Annotated in this window: 18 protein-coding genes; 9 read left to right on the plus strand and 9 right to left on the minus strand. The window is 71.8% G+C overall.

Going from position 1 to position 25,223, the window contains the following annotated elements; all coding sequences use genetic code 11:
- The first annotated feature begins 12 nt into the window (after positions 1-12).
- From ACPPVO_RS40130 to ACPPVO_RS40160, 7 genes are all read left to right on the plus strand, one after another.
- A complete protein-coding gene (locus ACPPVO_RS40130; protein WP_426503800.1) occupies positions 13-1,134 on the plus strand; it encodes a magnesium and cobalt transport protein CorA in 1,122 nt (373 codons plus the stop codon).
- Between the two features lie 7 nt (positions 1,135-1,141).
- Positions 1,142-3,124 (plus strand): amino acid transporter, encoded by a 1,983-nt coding sequence (locus ACPPVO_RS40135; RefSeq protein ID WP_426503801.1) that lies wholly within the window; start codon positions 1,142-1,144, stop codon positions 3,122-3,124.
- A gap of 3 nt (positions 3,125-3,127) precedes the next feature.
- The gene (locus ACPPVO_RS40140) at positions 3,128-4,261 is read left to right on the plus strand and encodes a barstar family protein (RefSeq protein ID WP_426503802.1); all 1,134 of its coding nucleotides are present in this window, start codon (positions 3,128-3,130) and stop codon (positions 4,259-4,261) included.
- A gap of 35 nt (positions 4,262-4,296) precedes the next feature.
- Positions 4,297-4,854 (plus strand): hypothetical protein, encoded by a 558-nt coding sequence (locus tag ACPPVO_RS40145; RefSeq protein WP_426503803.1) that lies wholly within the window; start codon positions 4,297-4,299, stop codon positions 4,852-4,854.
- Positions 4,855-4,885: 31 nt separating this feature from the next.
- Positions 4,886-5,731, plus strand: a complete 846-nt coding sequence (locus tag ACPPVO_RS40150) for a hypothetical protein (protein WP_426503804.1) — start codon at positions 4,886-4,888, stop codon at positions 5,729-5,731.
- Between the two features lie 209 nt (positions 5,732-5,940).
- The gene (locus ACPPVO_RS40155; protein ID WP_426503805.1) at positions 5,941-7,998 is read left to right on the plus strand and encodes a DNA gyrase/topoisomerase IV subunit B; all 2,058 of its coding nucleotides are present in this window, start codon (positions 5,941-5,943) and stop codon (positions 7,996-7,998) included.
- Between the two features lie 24 nt (positions 7,999-8,022).
- A complete protein-coding gene (locus tag ACPPVO_RS40160; RefSeq protein WP_426503806.1) occupies positions 8,023-10,509 on the plus strand; it encodes a DNA gyrase/topoisomerase IV subunit A in 2,487 nt (828 codons plus the stop codon).
- 714 nt (positions 10,510-11,223) lie between these two features.
- Here ACPPVO_RS40160 and pgi read toward each other — a convergent pair.
- Both pgi and ACPPVO_RS40170 read right to left on the minus strand, forming a co-directional pair.
- Positions 11,224-12,858 (minus strand): glucose-6-phosphate isomerase, encoded by a 1,635-nt coding sequence (pgi, locus tag ACPPVO_RS40165; RefSeq protein WP_426503807.1) that lies wholly within the window; start codon positions 12,856-12,858, stop codon positions 11,224-11,226.
- A gap of 18 nt (positions 12,859-12,876) precedes the next feature.
- On the minus strand, positions 12,877-13,809 hold the full coding sequence (locus ACPPVO_RS40170) for a sulfite exporter TauE/SafE family protein (protein ID WP_426503808.1): 933 nt from the start codon (positions 13,807-13,809) through the stop codon (positions 12,877-12,879).
- Between the two features lie 248 nt (positions 13,810-14,057).
- On the opposite strand from ACPPVO_RS40170, the gene ACPPVO_RS40175 reads away from it, so the two are divergent.
- Positions 14,058-14,651 carry a hypothetical protein gene (locus ACPPVO_RS40175; protein WP_426503809.1) on the plus strand — a complete coding sequence of 198 codons (594 nt, stop codon included), beginning with the start codon at positions 14,058-14,060 and terminating at the stop codon, positions 14,649-14,651.
- A 160-nt stretch (positions 14,652-14,811) separates the two neighbouring features.
- On the opposite strand, the gene ACPPVO_RS40180 is transcribed toward ACPPVO_RS40175, so the two are convergent.
- The 6 genes from ACPPVO_RS40180 to ACPPVO_RS40205 form a co-directional block, all read right to left on the minus strand.
- Entirely contained in the window at positions 14,812-15,621 is an 810-nt protein-coding gene (locus tag ACPPVO_RS40180; RefSeq protein WP_426503810.1) for a hypothetical protein, read from the minus strand.
- Between the two features lie 64 nt (positions 15,622-15,685).
- On the minus strand, positions 15,686-16,834 hold the full coding sequence (locus ACPPVO_RS40185; protein WP_426503811.1) for a lytic polysaccharide monooxygenase: 1,149 nt from the start codon (positions 16,832-16,834) through the stop codon (positions 15,686-15,688).
- Between the two features lie 148 nt (positions 16,835-16,982).
- A complete protein-coding gene (locus ACPPVO_RS40190) occupies positions 16,983-18,551 on the minus strand; it encodes a hypothetical protein (RefSeq protein WP_426503812.1) in 1,569 nt (522 codons plus the stop codon).
- A 615-nt stretch (positions 18,552-19,166) separates the two neighbouring features.
- On the minus strand, positions 19,167-21,149 hold the full coding sequence (locus ACPPVO_RS40195) for an ABC transporter ATP-binding protein (protein ID WP_426503813.1): 1,983 nt from the start codon (positions 21,147-21,149) through the stop codon (positions 19,167-19,169).
- A 200-nt stretch (positions 21,150-21,349) separates the two neighbouring features.
- Positions 21,350-23,086 (minus strand): ABC transporter ATP-binding protein, encoded by a 1,737-nt coding sequence (locus ACPPVO_RS40200; protein ID WP_426503814.1) that lies wholly within the window; start codon positions 23,084-23,086, stop codon positions 21,350-21,352.
- A gap of 3 nt (positions 23,087-23,089) precedes the next feature.
- Positions 23,090-23,695 (minus strand): TetR/AcrR family transcriptional regulator, encoded by a 606-nt coding sequence (locus ACPPVO_RS40205; protein WP_426503815.1) that lies wholly within the window; start codon positions 23,693-23,695, stop codon positions 23,090-23,092.
- 350 nt (positions 23,696-24,045) lie between these two features.
- Between ACPPVO_RS40205 and ACPPVO_RS40210 the strand changes: the two genes are divergently transcribed.
- Positions 24,046-24,162, plus strand: coding sequence for an ATP-binding protein (locus ACPPVO_RS40210; RefSeq protein WP_426503816.1), 117 nt, complete (start codon positions 24,046-24,048; stop codon positions 24,160-24,162).
- A 135-nt stretch (positions 24,163-24,297) separates the two neighbouring features.
- Here the strand turns inward: ACPPVO_RS40210 and erm are convergent, their stop codons facing one another.
- Positions 24,298-25,077 (minus strand): ErmE/ErmH/ErmO/ErmR family 23S rRNA (adenine(2058)-N(6))-methyltransferase, encoded by a 780-nt coding sequence (erm, locus tag ACPPVO_RS40215; RefSeq protein ID WP_426503817.1) that lies wholly within the window; start codon positions 25,075-25,077, stop codon positions 24,298-24,300.
- Positions 25,078-25,223 lie beyond the last annotated feature (146 nt).

Below are 25,223 nucleotides of genomic sequence, written 5' to 3' on the forward strand. Positions count from 1 at the left end.
CCGTGACCGCTCATGAACGACACCCAGCTCAGCGCGGGCCGGAAGGTCGGCCGGCGGGTCGGCCGGCTGCTCGGCCGCATGCTGTCAGGCATCCAGCCGGACGAGCGCTCGCCGCAGCTGCTACCGCGCCCCGGGGAGGACGCGGCGATCATGGACTGCGCGCTGTACGTGCGCGGCACCCGCCAGCCGGGCCGCCCCGCGTTCGCCGACGCCTACGCCGCGGCCCGGCGCCGGCGCAACGGCTTCGTGTGGCTGGGCCTGTACGAGCCCACCTGGACGCAGTTCACCGCGATCGCCGAGACGGTCGGCGCCGACGAGGCGACCGTCGACCAGACCCTCGACGTCGAGCGGCGCCCGGCCGTCGAGCGGCGCGGGGACGTGACGGTGCTCACGCTGCGCACCGCCCGGTACGTCGAGCACGCCCAGCTGACCGAGACCTCCGAGGTCGTCGACACCGGCGCGGTCACGCTGCTCATCGGCGCGCACTTCGTGGTGTCGGTGCGCCACGGCGGGGCGGGCGCGCTCGCCGACGTGCGCGAGGGGCTCCAGCGGCGGCCGAGCCTGCTCGGGCAGGGCCCGTGGGCGGTCGGCTTCGCGGTCATCGAGCGGATGGTCGAGGTGTACCACGACGTGGCCACCCGCGTGGAGCGCGACGTGGAGAAGCTCGAGGAGACCGCGTTCCTGCGCCAGGGCGGCTGCGACGTGCAGCAGATCTACCAGCTCAAGCGGGAGCTGGTGGAGTTCAAGCGGGCGGTGCTGCCGCTGCAGGCGCCGCTGCGGCTCATGACGGAGATCACGTCCGAGCTTCCGCCGGGTCTGCGACAGCACTTCGCCGGCGCGCTGGGCAGACTCAACCAGGTGGTGGAGCGCGTCGCGACGTACAACGAGCTGCTGGACTCGATCCTGCAGGCGCGGCTGGCGCAGGTGGGGCTCGACCAGAACAATGACATGCGCAAGATTGCCGCGTGGGCGGCGATGGCCGCGGTCCCGACCGCCATCGCCGGCGTGTACGGCATGAACTTCGACAACATGCCGGGCACCTCGTCGCCGTGGGGCTTCGCCGTGGTGGTGCTGGTGATGACCGCCGGGATGCTGGTGCTGTACCGCCTGTTCCGCAAGTCCAGATGGTTGTAGAGAGGCCATGACGACCACGCCCGAGTACGTACTGCCCGCCCGGGTCGACAGCCCGGCCCCCCGGACGCGGCCTGGCGGCCCGATCGGGCGCTGGCTGCTGGAGCACCGCGTCGCCCCGGTCGGCCCGGAGAGCGACGAGGCGCACGCCAAGCCGCAGGCCTGGTGGAAGGTGATGACGCTGACCGGCGTCGACTACTTCTCCACGCTGTCCTACCTGCCGGCCATCGCCGCACTGGCCGCCGGGGCCCTGTCGCCGCTGGCGACCCTGCTCATCGTGGCGCTCACGCTGCTGGGGATGCTGCCGATGTACCGCCGGGTCGCCAAGGAGAGCCCGAACGGCCAGGGCTCCGTGGCGATGCTGGAGACGCTCCTGCCCTTCTGGCGGGGCAAGCTCTTCGTGCTGGTGCTGCTCGGCTTCGTCGCCACCTCGTGGATCATCACCATCACGCTGAGCGCGGCCGACGCCTCCGTGCACATGGTGGAGAACCCGGTCTTCCCGAGCTTCATGCACGGCCACGAAGTGCTGATCACCGTGATCCTGCTGCTCATCCTGGGCGGGGTGTTCCTGCTCGGCTTCAGCGAGGCGGTCGCCGTGGCGATCCCGCTGGTCGGGGTGTTCCTGCTGCTCAACGCGGTAATCGTGGTGGTCGGCCTGGTCGACGTGTTCACCACCGCCGGGGCGCTGTCGGGCTGGACGCACGCGCTGAGCACCGAGCACGGCGGCGGGTTCGGGCTGCTGCTGCCGGCCCTGGTCGCGTTCCCGTCGCTGGTGCTGGGCCTGTCCGGCTTCGAGACCGGGGTCAGCATGATGCCGCTGGTCGCCGCCGACGGCCGGGACGCCGCCGAGCGGCGGGCGTCGCGCCTGGCCAACACCAAGAAGCTGCTGACGGTCGCGGCCGCGATCATGTCGGTGTACCTGATCGCGACGAGCTTCATCACCACCGTGCTCATCCCGCAGCAGGAGTTCGAGGAGGGCGGGGCGGCGGCCGGGCGGGCGCTGGCGTACCTCGCGCACGAGAAGATCGGCGCGGCGTTCGGCACCGTCTACGACATCAGCAGCGTGCTCATCCTGTGGTTCGCGGGCGCGTCGGCGATGGCCGGGCTCATCAACATCATCCCGCGTTACCTGCCCTCCTACGGCATGGCGCCGGAGTGGGGCCGCGCGGTCCGCCCGATCGTGCTGGTCTACACCGTGATCAGCATCGCCATCACGGTCGCCTTCGGCGCCGACGTCAACGCCCAGGCCGGGGCCTACGCCACCGGCATCCTGGCCATGATGGTCTCCGGGGCCGTGGCGGTCACGATCTCGGCGTTCCGGGCCGGTCAGCGCGCCGCCGGGTCGGCGTTCACGGTGCTGACCCTCATCCTGCTGTACGCGCTGGGCGCCAACGTCGTCGAGAAGCCCGACGGCATCCTCATCTCCGCCGTCTTCATCGCCGGGATCGTCGTGGTGTCGCTCGTGTCGCGGATCAGCCGCACCACCGAGCTGCGCGCCGACGCGATCGAGTTCGACGACACCGCCCGGCGCTTCGTCACCGAGTCGATCGAGCACGACGGCGAGCTCAACCTCGTGGCCAACCGCCGCGAGGCCGGGGACCGGGCCGAGTACGAGGGCAAGGAGTCCGAGCAGCGCGGCATCAACCCGGTGCCGGGCCGCGCCGACGTGATGTTCCTGGAGGTCGAGGTGGTCGACCCGTCCACGTTCTCCGGCACGCTGCGCGTGCGCGGCGTCGACGTGGAGGGCTACCGGGTGCTGCGCACCGAGAGCCCGGCGGCGCCCAACGCGATCGCGGCGATCCTGCTCGCGCTGCGCGACGCGACCGGGGTCCGTCCGCACGCCTACTTCGAGTGGGCCGAGGGCAACCCGCTGGGGCACCTGTTCCGGTACCTCATCCTCGGCCGCGGCGACACGGCCCCCGTGGTACGCGAGATCATCCGCTCGGCCGAGCCGGACCCGGCGCAGCGCCCGGGCATCCACGTCGGGGGCTGAGCCGTGGCGGAGGCGCGCTGGCGGCTGCTGAGCCGGGACGAGGAGGAGTCCGAGCCGGCCGGCTGCGCCGCGGTGGACGGGCTGTTCGCGGGCCCGCCGCCGGCCCCGCCGCTGGAGCGGTACACGCTGCTCGGCGTCGTCCCGGCCGGCCCGCTCGCCAGCGCGGCGCCCGGGGCGTGGCTGGGCAACGTGTACGTCGAGGACGCTACCGAGGACCCGACGAACGCCCCGCTGCTGGTCGACCTGACCGTGCTCGCGGTGCTGCCCTCCACCCTCGCGCCCGGCCTGCTCGACGTCGACCTCCAGGGCCGGCTCCACCCCGACGACCGCGCCGTCGCCGACCGGCGCCCCGGCCCGGGCGGGTTCCGCCTCACCGGCGGCGCGGCGGCCGAGGCGCGGCTGGGCCGCTGCATCGACGTCGGCGGCGTGTTCCGGGAGCGCCGGGCCGCCCCGCCCGCCGACGTGGTGCTGCGCGGCTGCCGGCCCGGCCCGGCCCTGGCCACCGCGGTGCGCGCCCACGCCGAGGGGCGCTTCCGGGACGCCGGGTTCCGGGCCGGGGTGTACTCCGACGGGCCGCGCGGCCTCGCCGACACCCGGGCCCGGCTCGACGGCCGCGTCGCCCGCGCCGAGCCCGCCGGCGCGGGCCGGTTCGACATCACGCTCGTCGACGCGCTCGCCGAGCCACTGCACGCCGGGGCCGAGGCGATCTGGCGGCGGTGGCAGTCCGGCGGGCCGGCCGGGCCGAACGAGTGGGCCGGGTTCGACCGGGACCTGCGCGACGCCTGGTGCCTGGCCGCGATGGGCCACCACGCCCACCGCGGGCCGGACCGCGGTCCCGGGACGACCGTCCACCTGGACGGGCGGCACGTCACCGACGTCGAGGGCTTCTACTGCGCCGTCGGCGAGGCGGTCAACGGGCCCGGCGGGTACTTCGGGGCCAACCTCGACGCCCTCGACGACTGCCTCTCCGGCGGGTTCGGGGTCGCGCCGCCGTTCCGCCTGGTGTGGCGTGACGCGGACGTGGCGCGCGCCCACCTGACGCCGGGCTACGACCGGCGCCGCTGGGCCGACGGCGTCACCCTCGACGGCCTCGTGCAGCTTCTCGCCGAGCATGACGTGGCCGTCGAGCTTCGCTGATACCGTGTACGCGACTTTCGGGGGAGGGGTTGCGCATGCCTGTGTCCACTCAGGTGCGGCTGGTCCGCTGGTCGGTGCTCGGCGCGGGGCTGCTGCTCGGCCTCGCCGCGGTGCTCTCGTGGGCGGCTTTGGCCCATCTGGCCGGGCTGCACGTCAGGATGGTCTCCGACGGCCAGCTCCGCCAGGCCCGCGCCGACATGCTCAACAGCCTCTACACCGCGGCGGTCTCCGCCCTGGTGCTCATACCCGTCGGCCTGCTGCTGGGCCGCCCGTCGAGCAAGGCCCGGACCGCGGTCTGGATCGCCGCGCCGATCATCGCGCTGACCACGCTGTGCTTCCTGGTCGGCGGGCCGGAGTGGGCGGTGGCCCCGACCGGCGAGGAGCCGGCCGAGCTGCGGGCCGAGTACGCGCAGGTCGTCCCCGACTGGTACGTGTGGCCGCACGGCGTGGCCGGGCTGCTCGCGGCCGCCCTGCTCATCTTCGCCGCGGTGTACCTGACCCGCGCCGACCTGCGCGAGCACTACATGGACGGCAGCGGGTCCGGGGGCACGGCCGGGTACACCTCCTGGATCGACCGCACCGGGGGCGCGTGACTGCTCCGCGCGGCGGGGTTAAGGTGTCGCCGTGACCGAGCCGCCGTCGGAGCCGACCTCGCCCTCCGGCCCCACCTCGGGGCCCCGGCCGCCCGCCTGGAACCGGCCGCAGCCACCGCCGCCGCCCCCTCCCCCGCCCGCGCCGCCGGCCAACGTGCCGATCTCCGGCGAGCTGCTGCCGCCCGGCGGCTACGGCCCCGGCCCGCGCATCGCCCGGCCCGGCCCGGTCCCGCCGCCCGGAGCGGTTCCGCCCGGCGGGGTTCCGGGCGCCGGCTACGGCGTGCCCCGCGGCCCCCAGCTCCCGATCACCAAACGCATCCCCGACAACCTGCCGTTCGTCGCCCGGCCCAGCGTGCTCAAGCGCGTCTTCGTGCTCGCGCCGATCGCCGTGGTCGCCCTCGCGGTGTTCGCCTGCCCGCTCGGGCTGGCCCTGACCGCCGACGGCGACCCCAACCACACCAGCGGCGACGTGGTGGCGCTGGCCGGCATCGTCGTCTGCGTGGCCGTCGTGATCGCCGCCGCCCTCGGGCTGCAGATCTTCCTCATGACCTCGGGCGGGCCGGTGCTCGCGCTGGCGCCGAACGGCCTGTGGATCAAGACCCGGCCGACCCGCGGCCAGGCGGTCTGGCTGCCCTGGGAGGGCGTCGAGCAGATCCGCCGCCGGCGCTGGGGGCTGGAGAAGATGCTCGTGGTCAAGCCGCGCGACCCGCGGCTGGAGGGCAGCCTCGGCGCCTTCACCCAGATCGACTCGGCGCTGGTGAAGCTCTTCTACGGGTCCGGCTTCACCGCGACGCTCAACTTCGCCGACCGCTCCGAGGACGAGATCCTGGCGGCGGTACGGCAGTTCAGCAACGGCCGCACACCCGTCAACATCTGACCCGCTCGTTGCGCGCCGCCCGCCGCTCTCCCCCGGCGCGCAGTATCATCCGAGGTCGCGGCCCGGTAGAGGGCGCCGCGTTTCGGTCGGCGCCGATCCGGAAAACCGGCGCGTCAGGGGCCACAGGTCACCAGGGTGCCGAAAAAGTGTCAGACCCTAGGTCTACGCTCGCGGCAGCACAGGGACGAGGACCATTGGAGAGAGCCGAGTTGACCGCACAACCCGAGACCTTGTACGGGGCAGACGACCTCACGCTCCTCGAAGGGCTCGACGCCGTCCGCAAGCGACCGGGCATGTACATCGGCTCGACCGACAGCCGCGGCGTCGCCCACCTGTTCAACGAGATCGTGGACAACTCCACCGACGAGGGCATCGCCGGGCACGCCACCCGGGTCGAGGTGACGCTGCACGCCGACGGCTCGGTGCAGGTCGACGACGACGGCCGTGGCATCCCCGTGGACGTGCACGCCAAGTCGGGGATGTCCGGCGTCGAACTGGTCCTGACCCGGCTGCACGCGGGCGGGAAGTTCGGCGGGTCCGGGTACAAGACCTCCGGCGGCCTGCACGGCGTCGGCGCCTCCGCGGTGAACGCGCTGTCCACTCGCTTCGAGGTGACCGTGCGCCGCGAGGGCAAGGTCCACCACATGGCGTTCCAGCACGGCGTGCCGGGCGAGTTCGAGGGCACCGGCGCGGGCGCGAAGTTCACCCGCCGCGGCGGGCTGACCGTGCAGGGCCGCATGAAGCGCGGCTCCGCCACCGGCACCTCGACCCGCTACTGGCACGACCCGCGCTACTTCGAGACCGGCGCCGGCCTCGACGCCGACGCGGTGCGGGCGAAGCTGCGCAACACGGCGTTCCTGGTGCCGGGCGTGACCTACGTGCTCAAGGACGCCACCCAGGGCTCGATCGAGACCGAGACGTTCCACTACCCCAACGGCCTGTCGGACATGGTGGAGTTCCTGGCCCCGAGCGGCGACAAGCCGGTCTGCGGCACGCTGCTCATCAACGGTGAGGGCACCTACAAGGAGAACGCCGCCGACGAGAACGGCGTGATGAAGGCCAACGTCGAGCGGCGCGCCGAGGTCGAGATCGCGCTGCGCTGGGGCACCGGTTACGAGCGGGTCGTCGAGACGTTCACCAACACCATCCGCAACGTGCACGGCGGCACGCACCGGCGCGGCTTCGAGCGCGGCGCGCTGCGGGCGCTGACCGACGCCATCCGCAACACCCGCGGCCTGCTGCGGCCCAAGGAGGACCTGCCGACCCTCGACGACGTGCTCGAGGGCATGACCGCGGTCGTCCACGTGCGCATCCCCGAGCCGCAGTTCACCTCCCAGACCAAGGACGAGCTGTCCACGGCGCCGGTCACCCGGGTCGTGCAGCAGGTCGTCGAGCAGCAGGTGAAGGCCTGGATCGAGGCGCGCAAGACCAAGGTCGAGGCGCGCACGGTGCTGCAGAAGATCGTCGACGCGGCCCGGGTCCGGCTCACGCAGAAGCAGCAGAAGGACGCGGCCCGGCGCAAGACAGCGCTGGAGGGCGCGTCGATGCCGGCCAAGCTCGTCGACTGCCGCTCCACCGGCGTGCAGCGCAGCGAGCTGTTCATCGTCGAGGGCGACAGCGCGCTGGGCACGGCCCGCATGGCCCGCTCGTCGGAGTACCAGGCGCTGCTGCCGATCCGCGGCAAGATCCTCAACGTGCAGAAGGCGAACATCCAGCAGGTGCTGGACAACGCCGAGTGCTCGGCGATCGTGCAGGTGCTCGGGTCCGGCTCCGGCCGGACCTTCGACCTCGAGGCGATGCGCTACGGCCGCATCCTGATCATGGCCGACGCCGACGTCGACGGCTCGCACATCCGCACCCTGCTCATCACGCTGTTCGCGAAGTACATGCGACCGGCCATCGCCGACGGGCGGCTCTACGCGGCCGTCCCGCCGCTGCACAAGATCGTCACGAAGGGGCGGAACCCGGAGACGATCTACACGTACACGCAGCAGGAGATGGAGAGCACCGTGGCCCGGCTGGAGAAGGCCGGCAAGCAGGTCGTCACGCCGATCCCCCGGTTCAAGGGCCTGGGCGAGATGGACGCCGACGAGCTGTGGGACACCACGATGAACCCGGCGACCCGGTCGGTGCGGCGCATCACCCTCGACGACGTCGAGCGGGCCGAGGAGGTCCTCGAGCTGCTCATGGGCGAGCGGGTCGAGCCCCGCCGCAACTGGCTCATCGACTCCGCGGCGCGGGTCGACCAAGAGACGATCGACGCGTAACGACCGGAAGGCCGACAGTTCACGATGGCACGTAAGACCACCAAGGCGGTCAAGGCCGACCTGTCCGCGTTCGACCAGGCCGGTGCGCGGGTGCTGAACAACCCGCTCACCACCGAGGTGGAGGACTCCTACCTGGAGTACGCCTACTCGGTCATCCACTCGCGGGCGCTGCCCGACGCGCGGGACGGGCTCAAGCCGGTACACCGGCGGATTCTCTTCTCGATGAACGAGCAGGGGCACCGCCCCGACCGCGGGCACGTGAAGTCCTCCCGGGTCGTCGGTGACGTCATGGGTAAGTACCACCCGCACGGCGACAGCGCGATCTACGACGCCATGGTGCGCATGGCCCAGGACTTCTCGCTCAACGTCCCGCTCATCGACGGGCACGGCAACTTCGGCTCGCCCGACGACGGGCCGGCGGCCTCGCGGTACACCGAGGCCCGCATGTCCCGCGAGGCGATGCTGCTCGTCGGCGAGCTCGACGAGGGCACCGTCGACTTCCGGCCCAACTACGACGGCTCCCTGGACGAGCCCTCGGTGCTGCCCGCGGCCTTCCCCAACCTGCTGGTCAACGGCTCGTCGGGGATCGCGGTCGGCATGGCGACCAACATGATCCCGCACAACCTCGCCGAGATCGTGGCCGCTACCCGCTGGCTGATCAACCACCCGACCGCGACCCTGGACAAGCTCATGGAGTTCGTCCCGGGCCCCGACCTGCCCACCGGCGGGCTCCTGCTCGGCCTCGACGAGGTCCGCCGGGCCTACGAGACCGGCCGCGGCGTGGTGCGCATGCGCGGGCGCGTGGAGATCGGGCTGCTGGAGGGCAGCCGCGGGCGGCAGGCGATCACGGTCACCGAGCTGCCGTACGGCATCGGCGCCGAGAAGGTGATCGAGAAGATCACCGACGAGGTCAACAAGACCAAGCGGCTGCAGGGCATCGCCGACGTCAAGGACCTCACCGACCGCGAGAACGGCACCCGCCTGGTCATCGAGTGCAAGGTCGGCGTCAACCCGCAGGCCCTGCTGTCCGACCTCTACCGGCTCACCCCGCTGGAGCAGTCCTTCGGCGTCAACAACCTCGTGCTCGTCGACGGCCAGCCGCGGACGCTGGGGCTCAAGGCGCTGCTGGAGGTGTTCCTGCGGCACCGCTACGAGGTGGTGACCCGGCGCACCGAGTTCCGCCGCAAGAAGCGCCAGGACCGCCTGCACCTCGTCGACGGCCTGCTGATCGCGCTGCTGGACATCGACCGGGTGATCGCCCTGATCCGCGACAGCGACAACGCGGCCGCGGCCAAGGCCGGCCTGATGAGCGAGTTCGGGCTCACCGACATCCAGGCCACCTACATCCTCGACACCCCGCTGCGCCGGCTGACCCGCTACGACCGGCTGGAGCTCGAGGCCGAGCAGCAGCGCCTCAACGAGGAGATCGCGGCGCTGAGCCTGATCCTCGACGACGAGAAGGTGCTCAAGAAGGTCGTCTCCGACGAGCTGGCCGCCGTCGTGAAGGACCACGGCCAGCCCCGGCGCACCACCCTCATCGACGGCGACCTCAAGGAGGTGCTGGCCGCCTCCGTGCCGGCCGGCCCGCTCGAGGTCACCGACGACCCGTGCCAAGTGCTGCTCTCGGCGACCGGCCTGGTCGCCCGCACCGCCGCCGAGTCGGAGGAGGCCCCCGAGGGCAGCCGCAAGGCCGGCCGCGACAAGCACGACGCGGTCCGCGCGGTCGTGCACACCACCGCCCGCGGCCAGGTCCTGCTCGTCACCAGCCGCGGCCGCGCCTTCAAGGTCGACGTCCTGCCGCTGCCGGTCCTGCCCGAGCAGACCGGCACCGTCTCCCTGCGCGGCGGCATGTCGACCGCCGAGCTGGTACCGCTGGAGAAGGGCGAGACCGTCGTCGGCCTGGCCCCGCTCGCCGAACGCGATTCGGGCTCCCCCGGCCTCGCGCTCGGCACCCGCAACGGCCAGGTGAAGATCTGCTCCCCGGAGTGGCCCGTGCGCTCCGACGAGTTCGAGGTCATAGGCCTGCGCGAGGGCGACGAGGTGATCGGCGCGACCTGGCTCGCCGACGGCACCGAGACCCTGGCGTTCGTCAGCTCCGACGCGTCCCTGCTGCGCTTCCCGGCCTCGCTGGTGCGCCCGCAGGGCCTCAAGGGCGGCGGCATGGCCGGCATCAACCTCACGGAGGGCGTCGAGGCCCTCTTCTTCGGCGCCGTGGTCACCAAGGACCCGGAGCACGGCGAGCCGATGGTGGTGACCGCAACCATGGGCAACGCGAAGATGACGCCGTTGCGGCTGTACCCGGCGAAGGGCCGCGCTACCGGGGGTGTGCGCGCTCAGCGCTTCCTCAAGGGCGAGACGCATCTGGTTCTGGCTTGGATCGGGCCGCGGCCGGTGGCGTCCAACACCAAGGGCGATCCGCGCGATCTGCCTACTGCCGACTCTCGGCGTGATGGGTCGGGGGCTCAGTTGCGGGCTCCGGAGCTGATCGGGCACCTGGTCGAGCGGGGCTGAGCTTTCTCTTTTGGCGGCGGCGGCTCCCCTTCTCGCTTGGGGGCGCCGCCGTTGTCGCGCCACGAGCGCCCTCTTACTTGGACGGGGGGCTGACAAACGACGCTCGGCCGATGGTGCGCGGGAGCCTTCGGCTGCCGCAATGTGTAAGCGTGGTTCCTTTTCGTTGTTGCCTGCGGTTATGCCTCTTGGCCGTTGTTTGCTGCCGGGTTCGTGCGGGTCGTCATTCGGTGGTCCCTGTTTTGTCTCGCGCTATTTGAAACGGGATCCTGTTTTTGGCCGTGATTTGGGATAATCGATATGTGTTGGGGCAGCGGGGGTTGTTCAGTCGGGCCGAAATTACCGCTATGTATGACGCTACTCGGCGGCGTAATTATTCGCCTGGTGGTGAGAATTTTCGGAAGGAACACCAGCGGCATCGCGACTGGGGGCTTGCGCAGCGGCACGACAAGAAGCTCTGCGACCAGTTCGGCAGTGTCGAGGCGGCTCACGCGTACTTCGAGCAGCGGGCGCGGGAGGCCCTTGCGCCGAAGTCGTCGGAACCGCCGGTTGTCGATGCTCCGCCGCCCAGTGTGCACGACTCGGAACAATCGACTGCAGCTCTCAGCGACCCGCGCGCCGTACATTCCGCCGAGGCTCTCCAAAATCAGCCCGAAAACACCGCCGGCGCGGATTTGGGGAGCAGTTCCCGATCCGCGCCGGCTGTTGAAGAAACGGTCAGCGGCCCCGCAGTGCGCGGTAGCGACCCACCAGGCCGGCCGTCGAAGAGTCCAGGGCCGAAAGGTCCGGGCTCTCCGAGGCCAGCGCCGGCTCGATGCGCTTCGCCAGTACCTTGCCCAGCTCCACGCCCCACTGGTCGAACGAGTCGATGTCCCAGATCGCGCCCTGGACGAAGACCTTGTGCTCGTACAGGGCGATCAGCTGCCCCAGCACGTGCGGGGTCAGCTCGTTGGCCAGGATCGTGGTGGTCGGGCGGTTGCCCTGGAAGGTGCGGTGCGGCACCTCCGCCTCGGCCACGCCCTCGGCCGCCACCTGCTCGGAGGTCTTGCCGAACGCCAGCGCCTGGCCCTGTGCGAAGAGGTTCGCCATGAGCAGGTCGTGCTGGCCGGCCAGGGGGCCGAGCTCCGCCACCGGCTGGGCGAAGCCGATGAGGTCGGCCGGGATGAGGGTGGTGCCCTGGTGGATGAGCTGGTAGTACGCGTGCTGGCCGTTGGTGCCGGGCGTGCCCCACACGATCGGGCCCGTCGCCCACTCCACCGGCTTGCCCTCGCGGTCCACGGACTTGCCGTTGGACTCCATGTCGAGCTGCTGCAGGTACGCGGTGAACCGCGAAAGGTAGTGGCTGTACGGCAGCACCGCGTGCGTCTGGGCGTCGTGGAAGTTGCGGTACCAGATGCCCAGCAGGCCCAGCAGGAGCGGCGCGTTCGACTCGGGGGGCGCGGTCAGGAAGTGCTGGTCCATCTGGTGGAAGCCGGCCAGCATCTGCCGGAAGCCGTCCGGGCCCAGCGCGATCATGAGCGAGAGGCCGATCGCGGAGTCGTAGGAGTAGCGGCCGCCGACCCAGTCCCAGAACTCGAACATGTTCGTCGTGTCGATGCCGAACTTCGCGACCTCGCTCGCGTTCGTCGACACGGCCACGAAGTGCTTGGCCACGGCCGAGTCGTCGCCGAGCGCGTCGAGGAGCCACTGGCGGGCGGCGGTGGCGTTGGTGATGGTCTCGATCGTGGTGAACGTCTTCGACGACACGATGAACAGCGTCGTGGCCGGGTTCGCGTCGCGGACGGCCTCGTGCAGGTCGGCGCCGTCGACGTTGGAGACGAACTTGAAGCTCAGGGAGCGGTCGGTGTAGGCCCGCAGCGCCTCGTACGCCATGGCCGGGCCCAGGTCGGAGCCGCCGATGCCGATGTTGACCACGGTCGTGATGCGCTCGCCGGTGTACCCGGTCCACTCGCCCGTCCGGATGCGGTCCGCGAACGCCGCCATCCGGTCGAGCACCGCGTGCACCTTCGGGACCACGTTCTCGCCGTCGACGATGATCTCGGCGTCGCGCGGGGCCCGCAGCGCGGTGTGCAGCACCGCCCGGTGCTCGGTGAAGTTGATCTTTTCGCCGCGGAACATGCGGTCGCGCAGCTCGAACACGCCGCGGGCGGCCGCGAGGTCCTGCAGCAGCCGCAGGGTCTCGTCGGTGACGAGGTGCTTGCCGTAGTCGAGGTAGAGGTCCCCGGCCTGCAGCGCGAACCGGCGGCCCCGGTCGGAATCGTCGGCGAACAGGTCGCGCAGGTGAACCTCTCCGAGCTCCGCGCGGTGCTTGGCCAGCGCGGCCCACTCGGGCAGATGGTTGAGCCGAGGCATCAGGAAACTCCTAGCGAGTCAGCGTGGTGACACTCCACTCGCTGATTCTGCCCCTTTCGCGTTCGTCTCGTCGCGGGTGTCCCGATCTTGTGGGGCGGAAGGGACCCGGGAGCGCCGCCGAAGGCCCTCGGCCACCGCCGCCGCGGTCGCCACCCCGACAAGCAGAAGCACGAGCGCCGTCGGTACCTCGAAAAGCTTCAGCGAGCTCGCGATGAGCACGATGATCAGGGCCGCGCGCACGACTCCGGCCGGCGCGCGCGACGACAGCCGGGCCCCGATGAGCACGCCCGGCACCGACCCGATGAGCACCGCGGCGGCGAGGTCGAGCTTGAGGTCGCCGAAGAACGCATGGCCGAGCGCGGCCGAGAACACCAGCGGGATCGCCTGGACCAGGTCGGTCCCCACGAGGTCCCGGGGCCTCAGCGCGGGGTACAACGCCAGCAGGATCACGATGATCAGCGAGCCCGACCCGACCGAGGTCATGCCGACCACCAGGCCGCCGAGCGCGCCCAGCAGCACCGTCGGCACCGGCCGCACGCGGATGGGGGCCGGGGTGCCGCCGTCGCCGGCCGAGTCCTTGCGGTACGCCTTGATGACCAGCCCGGCCACGGCCAGCAGCAGCGCCACCCCGAGGGCCACGCGCACCACGTCCTGGACCCGGTCGCCGTCGCCGACGGCCCGCATGAGCAGCACGCCGAGGAATGCGCTGGGCACGCTGCCCAGGCACAGCCAGCGCACGAGCTCCCAGTTGACCGACCCGCGCCGGGCGTGCACCCACCCGCCGAACGGCTTCATCACCGCGGACGCGGCCAGGTCGCTGGACACGGCGGCCAGCGGCGGCACCCCGAAGAACAGCACCAGGATCGGCGTCATGAGCGCACCGCCGCCCATCCCGGTGAGCCCGACGACGATGCCGACCCCGAGACCGGCGAAGGCAAGCAGCGGATCCATGCGGAGAAGTCTGGCCTCGAAACCCGATTTTGTCCACTAACTAGGTCGACAAAGGTGAGAAGTCCACCGGCCGGATGAACACCTAGCGTGACGCCGCCCCAGGTCGGCTCACCACAGAGGTGAGCATCGATGAACCGAGCGTAGTTTTTCGAAAGGCGAAAGTGGCCGATGTTCGGGCAGATCAGGGTTTGCTGGGAGCCGGCTCCGCCCGTCGGCGATGCGCGCCGCGGCGACGTAAGGTCGGATACGTGATCGAGGACGCCGAGCTGCGTTCGATGACGGCCCCAGAGCGGGCCGACCTCGCGCGGCGGCTTGCGGAGCTGCAGCCCCGCCTCGGGCGCCGGTCCGTCGCGGCGACCGAGCGCGCGCGGCGGCGGTTCGTGATCGTCGTCGGGGTCGCGAGCGTGCTGATGATCCCGTGGGTGATCGCGCTCGCCCTGCGACTGCCGCCGCGGTACCTCGCCGGAAACTGGGACGTCACCTGGGTCGGGTTCGACGTGGCGCTCATGGTCACCCTCGCCTTCACGGCGTGGGCGGCCCTGCGCCGGCGGCAGGTGGTCGTGCTCGCGGCGCTGGTGAGCGGGACGCTGCTGGCGTGCGACGCCTGGTTCGACATCATGACCGCGTACGGGCCCGACCGGTGGGTCAGCCTCGCCACCGCGGTGGCCGTGGAGCTGCCGCTGGCCCTGTGGCTGTTCTTCGTCTCCCACCACCTGGTGCGGCTGAGCATGCGCCGGCTCCTGGTGCTCTCCGGCCAGTCGCCGGACGTCTCCCTGCTCAAACTGCCCGCGCTCGGGGTACCGCCGCATCGCCGGCGGCACCCCGAACGGCAGACGGTCTAGGGCTGTATCGAAGTGGGGGTCGGAGCGAGGCGAGGCTCAGGCGTCGGCTGGGGCCGCGCCGGGCGCGCCCCGATACCAGGGTTGTATCGGGGTGTGACCGCTACGGTTCCCGGCGGCGTCTGAGTCCGCCGCAGCCCGGCCATCCACTTCGATACAGCCCCTAGGGGCGGCGGTCGACGGAGACGGCCGCGGCGGCCGTGCCGACCTGCAGGTCGTACTTGTCCTGCGCGCTCGCGTAGTCCGACCCGGTGGCCAGGGTCGCGCCGCCGGCGACGTTCTTGGTCACCTTGTCGTCGAGGCGCACCTCGCCGATGGTGCCCTTGTCGGCCAGCTTGACCTGGGCGGGCACCCCGGCCGGGGCGTGCACCGAGAGCTTGCCGACCCCGCCGACGTGGATCGACATGGTGCCCTCCGGCTTCGGTACCGTCACGTCGAGCTCCTGTACCCCCGCCGCGACCTCGATCCCGGCGAGGCGGCCGCTGCCGAAGTCGATCACCTGGCGCAGGCCACCGCCGGCCAGGTTGAGCGTCCAGCGGACTTTGTCGTTGAGGTACACGTGGATCGTCGCCTGCCCGGCGATCTCGGTGCCGTTGAGGCTGAGCTTCACGTCGTCGCCGGACTCGGCCGCGACCGGCTCGACCTTGCTGCCGGGCAGCGTCGAGGCGCGGTACAGCAGCCCGTCGAGCGGCTCCGCGTGGATGATCACGGACTCGGCGCCGCTGACGACGTCCAGGGTCGCCGCCTGCCGGTTGCCCAGCGCCCCCTCGACGCTGTGCACGGTCTCCTTCGCCGGCGGCGGGCCCGACGGCTTCTGGGTGACGAACACGATGGCGCCGAGGACGGCGACGATGGCGGCGAAGCCGATGAGGTACCGCCACACGGGCGCGAGGCCGCGGCGGGGACGGCGGGCGGGTTCGTCGGGGTCGGCCGAGCGGCGGATACGGGTGTCGCCGGGTGCGGAGTGGGTCACGAGGGCCTCAACTGGTCGGGCGGCGCCCGCACACGGGGTACGGGCGCCGCGGGCTATGAACGGGTCAGGGGCTCGTACAGGTCAGCGCGGGCGCCGTGGCGGGCGCGGTGCCCGTGGCGTTGAAGCCGAACGACGTGCTGGCGCCGGGTCCGAGGACCTTGTTCCAGTCGACGTTCTTCACCTCCACGTTGGGTGGCTGGCCCGTGAGCGTGCCGTTCCAGGGCGCGCCCTCGAAACCCTGCCCGCCGGTGTACGTCCAGCGGACCGTCCAGCCGTTGAGCGTCGACGAGCCGTTGTTCTTCACGGCGACCTCGGCCTGGAAGTGCCCGGCCCAGCTACTGGGCTGGAGCGTCCAGGTTGCGGTACACCCGGAGCCACCCGGGGCCGGGGACGACGACACGGAGCGCGAGGGAGACGCGGAACGCGACGGCGACCGGGACACCGATGCCGACACCGACGGCGACGCGGAAGCCGAACGCGAGGGCGACGCGGAGCCGCTGGGGCTGCCGCCACTGCCCTTGACCCCGGTGACCTCGCCGTGCCCGCCGTCGAAGACGATGTCCGAGCAGCTGAAGAAGTTCTCCTGGCTGTCGGAGCGGACCCACTGGATGAACATGATGTGCCGCCCGGTCTTGCCGGCCGGCAGCGTGGTGTCCCAGTAGTAGTAGTTGAGCCCCCCGGGGCCGCCGGACTGCGGCGGGTCGGTGGCGCTCCAGAACGACTCGAGGTCCGACCATTTCAGCGGGCTCGTCGGGTCCCAGCCGTTCTTGGTCATGTACATGTGGAAGGTGCCCGGGTGCGCGGCCCAGTTGCTGTAGTGCAGCTGGATCGTCGAGCCGGACGTCAGGTGCGTGGTGGGCCAGTCGGTGCGCGCGGCGTTGTACGCGGCGTACTTCGTGGTGCCCGCCCCGCAGATCTCGCCGTCGGGGATGTAGCCGGTGGTGCGCCCGCCCGCGTCGGAGCGCAGGACGCCGAACCAGTCGTACAGCGGCTGCTGGCCGCCCTGGGCCACGGCGTCGGCGCACGCAGGGTTGGTCGGGATGATCTGTCCGGTGGACTGCAGGCCGTCGACGTAACACAGGTAGGTGCGGCTGCCCGGCACGAGCGCGACGCCGTGTGCGTGCGCGGTGCCGGGCGCGACCAGCGCGGCCGCGACAAGTGAGGCGGCGGCGACCACGGTCGACCACAGCGCGCCTCGGGCGATTGTTGCCAAGGGGTACCTCCTCGAGTTCGGGGCGCGGCAGAATTGCTCGGCTCCCACGAGGTAGGCGCAGTGTGGTCGGCGTCACCGCCGGCTGGCAAACATCGGACGTTGTCAATCGTGGCCAGGCACGTGCGGGGCGTGAAACTTACCCGGGCGGTCAGGCTCCCGGCTGGACGACGGTCGTGAAGCCGCCGGCCGGAACCAGCACCCGGATCCGGCCCGCGGTCGTCGTGTAGTGCTCCAGCTCCTCCCCGGCCGGGTCGTTGACACTCACCGTCGCCGCGGCGTCGCCCGGCACGACGACGTCGGCGGCGCGGGTGCTCGTGGCGAGGCTGCGCAGGAGCGTCAGGTGGGCGCCGGTCCGCGGGTCGGCGAGGGCCATCGAGTGCATCTCCGCGCCCTCGATGCGCACGGCGGGCTCGGCGATGCGGGCGATCGCGGCCGCGTGCGGGTCGGCGTCCAGGGCCAGCATCGCGAGCAGGCCGTGGATCGTGGACTCGGCGCCGGCGTCGCGGTGCACGACGCCGAGGCCGTCGGGCCGGTCGATACCGTCGTACGTGACGCCCGTAGCCGGGTCGTACATCGGCACCCCGGCCGGGTTGTTGCCGAAGAACCACGAGGCCGCGACCCCGGCGAGCGTGCGCAGCGCCGGCCGGCCAGTGGCGCGCGCGGTGGCCAGCAGCGACTCCACGCGGGAGTGGGCGCCGTACGCCAGCTGCACCCCGTCGAGGGTCAGCGCCTCCCGCGCGCCCGGCAGCGCCACGCGCAGGTTGTCGGGCCCGCCGCCGACGAGCAGGTGCGGCGTGAACGAGGCCGCATCGGCGACGGCGGCGTCGCGGGCCGCGAGGTCGCCGCACACCTCGTACACGCGCGCGAGCGCGCCCGGGGCCAGCCCGGCCCAGCCGTGCCACTCGGTGCGCGAGAGCCCGTAGGGCAGCACCGCCCCGAACGGCCACGTCCACGGCGTGCCGGTGCGCATCGCGGTCACCGCCTCACCGAGCTGCTCCAGCACCTTGCGGGCATCCTCGTCGCCGCTGCGTTCGGTGTACGCGCACAGCCCCAGCAAGGCCTCACCGGTGAGATCGGCCCCGTCGGCGATGAGCCACGCGGGCGTCGCCGTGTCGTCGACGAGGCGCCACTGGCCGTACCGCCGCAGCACCTGCCGCCGAACCGCGCCGACCGCGAGCCGGAGCCGGACGCGCAGGAACCTGGCAAAATCCGGCTCGTCGCCGTCGAAGGCCGCGAACCCCTCGCCGAGCGCCCAGACCGTGCGCGCCAGCCACGCCGACTCCCCGCCGTCGGACGGATCGGGGTGCTCGACCGGCTCGGCGCTGGGATTGAGCCGCCCGTCGGGCTGCTGCCACAGCACCACGTTGCCGGCCCGCGGATCGGTATCGTCATCGGGCGCGGTCTGCAGGTAGCACAGCCCGCGGAGCAACTGCCGCGCCGCGTCCCGGCTCGCCGCGTCACCGGTGGCCCGCCAGTGCCGCGTGTACACGACCGCGGCGCGAGCGACATCGTCGGCGTTGAAGGCGCCCTGGCCGAAACCGCCGCCGGTCGGCTCGCCACCGCCGGCGGGCCGGTACCCGTCGGGCCCCGCCTCGGCGTAGGTCCAGACGACCTCGACGGAGGGCTCGTCGGCGAGCCGGTAGGTGGTGTGCCCGGCAACAGCCGGCGGCGCGATGCGGACTCGGAGCGAGTCCAGGTGAGCCAGGTTCGTCAGCACGGGCGGGCCTCTACCCACGGCCGGACGCGCAAACGCCCACCCCGGGGCGATACGAGCCGCCGCTCCCCGACGCGAACAAGGCCTGGGTCCCGGCCGTCGCTCGTGCGCCCGTGGACTGCGGGAACGGTGAGCCGCAACTCCCCCGGCGCGAACAAGGGCCGGGTCTGCTCGCCCGCCTTGGCGCGCGAGCCCCCGGCGCAGGCGCCGCTCATGCGCGCGTGAACTGCGGAAACGTTAAGTCGGGCGCTCCGCGCCGCGACTTAACGGATTTATCGCCCGACGGGGCATAAGTCCGAAAAGTCGTGGCGCGGAGCGCCCGACTTTTCGTGCCCGAACGACCGCGGCCCGGCGTCCTGCGCAGCCGAAAGGCCCGCGCCGCAGCGGGCCCGGCGCACTCCTCGTCGACCGCGAAGCCGAACGCCGGCGCCGCGGCCTGTTCGACGTAGTTCTTGGCCGAGCCCGGTGCGGTGGGCGAGGGTGAACAACGGCCGCTGCCCGCCGGCCAGGACAGCGTGGTCGTGCGGCCGCACGACGTCGACGGCGAGACCCGTGAACAGCGACTGCGGCCCGGGCCCCGCAGGAGCGGAGCCCGGGCCGTGAACCAGGAGAACCGGGTCAGTCCACCTCGACCGCGGCCGCCGCGAACTGGGCCGAGTACAGGCGGGCGTACGCGCCGTCCGAGGCCAGCAGCGAATCGTGCGTGCCCTGCTCCACGATCGTCCCGTGCTCCATCACCAGGATCAGGTCCGCGTCGCGGATCGTCGACAGGCGGTGGGCGATCACGAAGCTCGTCCGCCCCGCGCGCAGCGTGCTCATCGCGCGCTGGATGAGTACCTCCGTGCGGGTGTCGACCGAGCTCGTCGCCTCGTCCAGGATGAGGATCGTCGGCTCGGCCAGGAAGGCGCGCGCGATCGTGATGAGCTGTTTCTCGCCCGCCGAGACGCCCGCGCCCTCCTCGTCGATCACGGTGTCGTAGCCGTCGGGCAGGGTGCGCACGAAGCGGTCCGCGTGGGCCGCCTCCGCCGCGGCCGTGATGTTCTCGATCGTCGGGTGGTCCGCGCCGTACGCGAGGTTCTCCGCGATCGTGCCCTGGAACAACCAGGTGTCCTGCAGGACCATCCCGATCTGCTCGCGGAGCTCGTCGCGGGACATCGCGGCGATGTCCACGTCGTCGAGCAGGATGCGCCCGCCGGTCAGGTCGTAGAAGCGCATGATGAGGTTCACCAGCGTCGTCTTGCCGGCGCCGGTCGGGCCCACGATCGCCACGGTCTGGCCGGGCTCGACGGTCAGCGAGAGGTCCTCGATGAGCGGCTCGTCCGGCTTGTACCGGAAGGAGACGCGCTCGAAGGTGACCTTGCCGCGGACCTGCGCCGGGCGCGCCGGGGTGGCCGGCTCCGGGCTCTGCTCGTCGGCGTCGAGCAGCTGGAAGACGCGCTCGGCCGAGGCGATGCCCGACTGCACCAGGTTCGACATCGCGGCGACCTGGGTCAGGGGCTGGGAGAACTGGCGGGAGTACTGGATGAAGGCCTGCACATCGCCCAGCGTCATCGTGCCCGAGGCGACCCGCAGGCCGCCGACCACGGCGACGAGCACGTAGTTGATGTTGCCGATGAACATCATCGCCGGCTGGATGAGGCCGGAGATGAACTGGGCCCGGAACGCCGAGGCGAACAGCGCGTCGTTGTGCACGGCGAAGGTGCTGGCCGCCTCCTCCTGCCGGCCGAAGATCTTCACGACCGAGTGGCCGGTGAACATCTCCTCGATGTGGCCGTTGAGCCGGCCGGTGCTCGCCCACTGCTTCACGAACTCCGGCTGGGCCTTCTTGCCGATGCGCGCGGTGATCAGTACCGACACCGGCACCGTGACGAGCGCGATGACGGCCAGCAGCGGGGAGATCCAGAACATCATGCCGAGCACCGCGACGATCGTCAGCAGCGACGTGAGCAGCATGCTCATCGACTGCTGCAGCGTCATCGCGATGTTGTCGGTGTCGTTGGTGGCGCGGGAGAGGACCTCGCCGCGGGCCTGCTGGTCGAAGTAGCTCAGCGGCAGCCGGGCGAGCTTGGCCTGCACCTGCTCGCGCAGCCGGAACACGGTGCGCTGCACGATGACCGTGGTCAGCCGGGCCTGCAGCAGGCCGAGGATCCAGGCGAAGAGGTACACCACGGCGACGCCGAGCAGCACCTGCTCGAGCCGGTCGAAGTCGATGCCGCGGCCGGGTACCAGGTTGCTCATGCCGCTGAGCAGGTCGGCGAACGCGTTGTCGCCGCGGGCCCGCAGCGCCTCGATCGCCTGCTCCTTGGTGGTGCCGGCCGGGATCTTCTTGCTGATGATGCCCTCGAAGATCACGTCGGTGGCGTGGCCGAGCAGCCGCGGGCCGAGCGTGGACAGCACGACGCTGGCGATGCCGAAGACCAGCACCGCGACGACGATGAGCCGGTCGGGGGCGAGCATCTTGAGCAGCCGCTTGGCCGAGCCCTTGAAGTCGTCGATCTTCGCCGGCGGGCCGCCGGCGCCCATCATCATGCGGCCGGGGCCGCCCATCGGAGGACCGGGCCGGGCGCCTCCGCCGGGGCCGCCAGGACGTGGTGCGGTCATGCTGCCCTCATTTCAATAACCGCAGAAGCGACGCAGCAAGCCCGCCTCCGCTTCGCTCCAGCGGTCATGCTGCCCTCATTTCAATAACCGCAGAAGCGACGCAGCAAGCCCGCCTCCGCTTCGCTCCAGCGGTCATGCTGCCCTCATTTCAATAACCGCAGAAGCGACGCAGCAAGCCCGCCTCCGCTTCGCTCCAGCGGTCATGCCGCGGCCTCCGCCTCGGTCAGCTGGGAAAGGACGATCTCGCGGTACGTCTCGTTGTCGTCCATGAGTTCCTGGTGGGTGCCGGTACCCACGACACGCCCCTCGTCGAGCACGACGATGCGGTCGGCGTCGCGGATGGTGCTCACCCGCTGAGCGACGATGACCACCGTGGCGTCGGCGATCTCGTGGCGCAGCGCCTCGCGCAGGGCGGCGTCGGTGGCGTAGTCCAGCGCGGAGAAGGAGTCGTCGAAGAGGTACACCTCCGGGCGGGCCACCAGCGTCCGGGCGATCGCCAGCCGCTGGCGCTGCCCGCCGGAGACGTTCGTGCCGCCCTGGGCGATCGGCGCCTGCAGCTGCTCGGGCATGGCCCGCACGAAGTCGGTCGCCTGCGCCACCTCCAGGGCCCGCCACAGCTCCTCGTCGGTGGCGTCCGGCCGGCCGTAGCGCAGGTTGCTGGCCACGGTGCCGGAGAACAGGTACGGCTTCTGCGGCACCATGCTCACCGTGCGGGCCAGCAGCGCCGGGTCGATGCGCTGCACGTCCACGCCGTCGACGAGCACCGTGCCGCCGGTCGCGTCCATCAGCCGCGGCACGAGGTTGAGCAGGGTCGTCTTGCCCGCGCCGGTACTGCCGATGATCGCCGTCGTCTGCCCGGGGTGCGCGACGAGGTCGACGCCGGACAGCACCGCCAGGTCCGCGCCCGGGTAGTGGAAGGAGACCCCGCGCAGCTCCAGCTCGCCGTGGGTCGTCAGCTCGGTGACCGCCTCGACCGGGGCGTGCACGCTGGACTCGGTGCCCAGCACCTCCTCGATGCGCTCGGCGCACACCTCGGCCCGCGGGATCATGACGAACATGAACGTCGCCATCATCACCGACATGAGGATCTGCATGAGGTAGCTCAGGAACGCCGTGAGCGCCCCGACCTCCATGCCGCCGGTGTCGATGCGCTTCGCGCCGAACCACAGCACGAGGATGCTGGAGGCGTTCACGACGAGCATGACCGTCGGGAACATCAGCGACATCAGCCGGCCGGTGGCCAGCGAGACGTCGCGCAGCTCGCCGTTGGTCTTCTCGAACCGGACCCGCTCGTGCTCGTCGCGCACGAAGGCGCGGATCACGCGGATGCCGGTGATCTGCTCGCGGATGACCCGGTTCACGAGGTCGATGCGCACCTGCATGAGCCGGAACAGCGGCCGCATCCGCACGACGATCAGCGAGATCAGGCCGATGAGGACGGGTACGACGACCAGCAGCAGCCCGGACAGCGGCACGTCCTGCTTCAGCGCCAGGATGATGCCGCCGATGCACATGATCGGCGCCGACACCATGAGCGTGAAGGTCATCAGGACCAGCATCTGGACCTGCTGGATGTCGTTGGTGGTGCGCGTGATCAGCGACGGGGCGCCGAGCTCGCCGACCTCGCGGGCGGAGAGGTGCTGCACCTTCGCGAACAGCCCGGACCGCACGTCGCGGCCCAGTGCCATCGCGGTGCGGGCGCCGAAGTACACCGCGGCGGCCGAGCACACGATCTGCAGCAGGGACACGCCGAGCATGAAGCCGCCGACGCGCATGATGTAGCCGGTGTCGCCGGTGATGACGCCGTGGTCGATGATGTCGGCGTTGAGCGTCGGCAGGTAGAGGGTGGCGAGCGTCTGTACCAGCTGTAGCGCCACCACCAGGGTGATCGGCCCGCGATAGGGGTCGAGGTACGTTCGCAGCAGACGGATCAGCATCGGTCAGGCTTCTCCAGGTCGGGGTTCGGTCTGCAGGAGTCCGTCCAGCAGGACGGCCACGATGTCGTCGGGCGTGAACTCCTCGTTGGGCAGGTCGCCCCGCACGGTGCTCACGACGAGGGCGAACAGCAGCCGGGCGGTGGCGTCCGGGCTGCGGCGCAGCAGGTGCCGGTCGGGCTCGATGAGCTCGGCGACGCCCTCGCTGAGCAGGCGGCGGCCGTTCATGAGCGCGGCGAACGGCGAGGAATCGAGCGGCATGGTGCGGGCGAGCATCATCAGCGGCACCGAGCCCTCGACCCGCCGTAGCAGGATCGCCACGGCGTCGGTGAGCCGCTCGCGCAGCGGGGCCGCGGGGTCGATCGCCGACAGGGCGCGCAGCACCGGTGTCGGCTCGAACGCCGTGCACAGCGCCGCGGACACCAGCGACGCCTTGTCCGGGAAGACGCCGAAGATGGTGCCCTCGGCGACGCCCGCGGCCTCGGCGATCTGCCGGGTGGTGACCGCCGCGCCATGGGTGCGCAGCAGCGGCAGCGTGGCGGCGATGAGGGCCGCGCGCCGCTCGTCGGGCGCCAGTGCGGGCTGGCGGCGCCGCCGGGTCTCTGCATTCACGCGGTCACTGTAATGAGCGAGCACTCACTCGTACAACCGATTTCGCCAACGGCGCAGTTGCAACCACGCGGCAACGGTGCGTGATCGGACCCGGCTACCGGGTATCCCCACGATTATCGCAACCGGACGGGAAGGAAGGCCGCGATGCGCGACGTCGACGAGGAAGGCCGGCTGTCGGCACGGCGTGCTCGACGCGCCGCGCCCGAAGGCCCTCGACGAGCTCACCGGGCTCGGGGTGTCGGTCTTCGACACCACCATGTCGACCGTCACGCTCGTCGACCGCGACCGGCAGTGGTTCGCCGTACGTCTTCCAGCGCTTCTTCCGCGGCCGCCACGCCCGCAAGTAGGCGGTGCCGGGCGTCGGCCTCGGCCTGCACATCGCCCAGGAGGCGGCGGCGGCCCACGGCGGCCGGATCACGCTGAGCTCGGCCGGCGCGGGCACCACGGCGCGCCTGACCCTGCCGTAGCCCAAGACCGGTTGCCAGCCCGCCCGCAGCTTCTCCGCGACCGCCTCACAAGGCCGGATGCACCGCACGATGCGCGACGGCACCGTCCCGATCGCGGACCTGCACGCGCGCCTCGGCCGCCCCGCGCCCGTCCTGTCACCGCTTGGCGCCCAGTAACCGGTGCAGCGCCAGCCACTGCTCCGGCCACACCAGCCCGACCGGCGTGCGGGGATCGAGCCGCAGCGCCCGGAACGCGGAGGCGACCCGGGCCGCCGGGTGCCGGCGCGCGAGCGACGCGTGCAGCGAGCCCCCGACGCCGCTGAAACCCAGATGCACGATCCGGCGGTACCCGATGAGCCCGTCCGGCCCCACCAGCGGCTCCGGTCGCCGGGTCAGGCGCAGGATCCCTCCGTCGACGCTCGGCACCGGCCGGAACGCGGCCCGGGGCACGTGCCCGGCGAGGCGCCAGTCGACCTGCGGCCACGTCTCGATCGTCAGCCGCGTCCAGCGCCCGTAGTCCCCGGTGCGCTTGCGGGCGTACTCCAGCTGGGTCAGCAGCGTCGCCGAGCGCAGCCGCCCGGCGGCCAGGCACCAGGCGACGACGGCGGACGTCAGCGCGTACGGGATGTTGCCCACCACCGCGAACGGCTCGGCGGGCGGATCGGCGGCGAGGAAGTCGCCGGTGTGCACGGTCAGCCCGGCGCGGCGCGGCAGCGCGGCCGCCATGTCCGGGTCGACCTCGTAGGCGGCCACGCGCCCGGTCCGGCGCAGCAGCTCGGCGGTGAGCCGGCCCCGCCCGGCCCCGACCTCGACGACGAGGTCACCCCGGGCGAGCGCGGCGGCGTCGGCGACCCGGCGCACGGCGGCCGGATCGGCGAGAAAGTTCTGCCCGTAGACGCGGCGGGCGCGCGGATGGGCAGCGGAGAAACGGGACATCGACCAGGTTCCCTGTCGTTCGCGGCGAATGCGGACGCGGAAGGGCCCCGGTGCTGCTCTTTGCAGAGTTCGGCCTGGGTACTTTCGAAAGTGACTAGGCCGTCAGAGGATGACGGGCGTCAGGCCGGGCAGACCAGGGCACGACG

The sequence above is a fragment of the Dactylosporangium sp. McL0621 genome, assembly GCF_049995355.1.
GTDB lineage: Bacteria > Actinomycetota > Actinomycetes > Mycobacteriales > Micromonosporaceae > Dactylosporangium.

Excerpts from the sequence above, each read along its gene's own strand:
- ACPPVO_RS40130 (WP_426503800.1), top strand. The coding sequence starts at position 13 with ATGAACGACACCCAGCTCAGCGCGGGCCGGAAGGTCGGCCGGCGGGTC.
- ACPPVO_RS40135 (WP_426503801.1), top strand. The coding sequence starts at position 1,142 with ATGACGACCACGCCCGAGTACGTACTGCCCGCCCGGGTCGACAGCCCG.
- ACPPVO_RS40145 (WP_426503803.1), top strand. The coding sequence starts at position 4,297 with ATGCCTGTGTCCACTCAGGTGCGGCTGGTCCGCTGGTCGGTGCTCGGC.
- ACPPVO_RS40160 (WP_426503806.1), top strand. The coding sequence starts at position 8,023 with ATGGCACGTAAGACCACCAAGGCGGTCAAGGCCGACCTGTCCGCGTTC.
- pgi (WP_426503807.1), bottom strand. The coding sequence starts at position 12,858 with ATGCCTCGGCTCAACCATCTGCCCGAGTGGGCCGCGCTGGCCAAGCAC.
- ACPPVO_RS40170 (WP_426503808.1), bottom strand. The coding sequence starts at position 13,809 with ATGGATCCGCTGCTTGCCTTCGCCGGTCTCGGGGTCGGCATCGTCGTC.
- ACPPVO_RS40195 (WP_426503813.1), bottom strand. The coding sequence starts at position 21,149 with ATGACCGCACCACGTCCTGGCGGCCCCGGCGGAGGCGCCCGGCCCGGT.
- ACPPVO_RS40200 (WP_426503814.1), bottom strand. The coding sequence starts at position 23,086 with ATGCTGATCCGTCTGCTGCGAACGTACCTCGACCCCTATCGCGGGCCG.
- erm (WP_426503817.1), bottom strand. The coding sequence starts at position 25,077 with ATGTCCCGTTTCTCCGCTGCCCATCCGCGCGCCCGCCGCGTCTACGGG.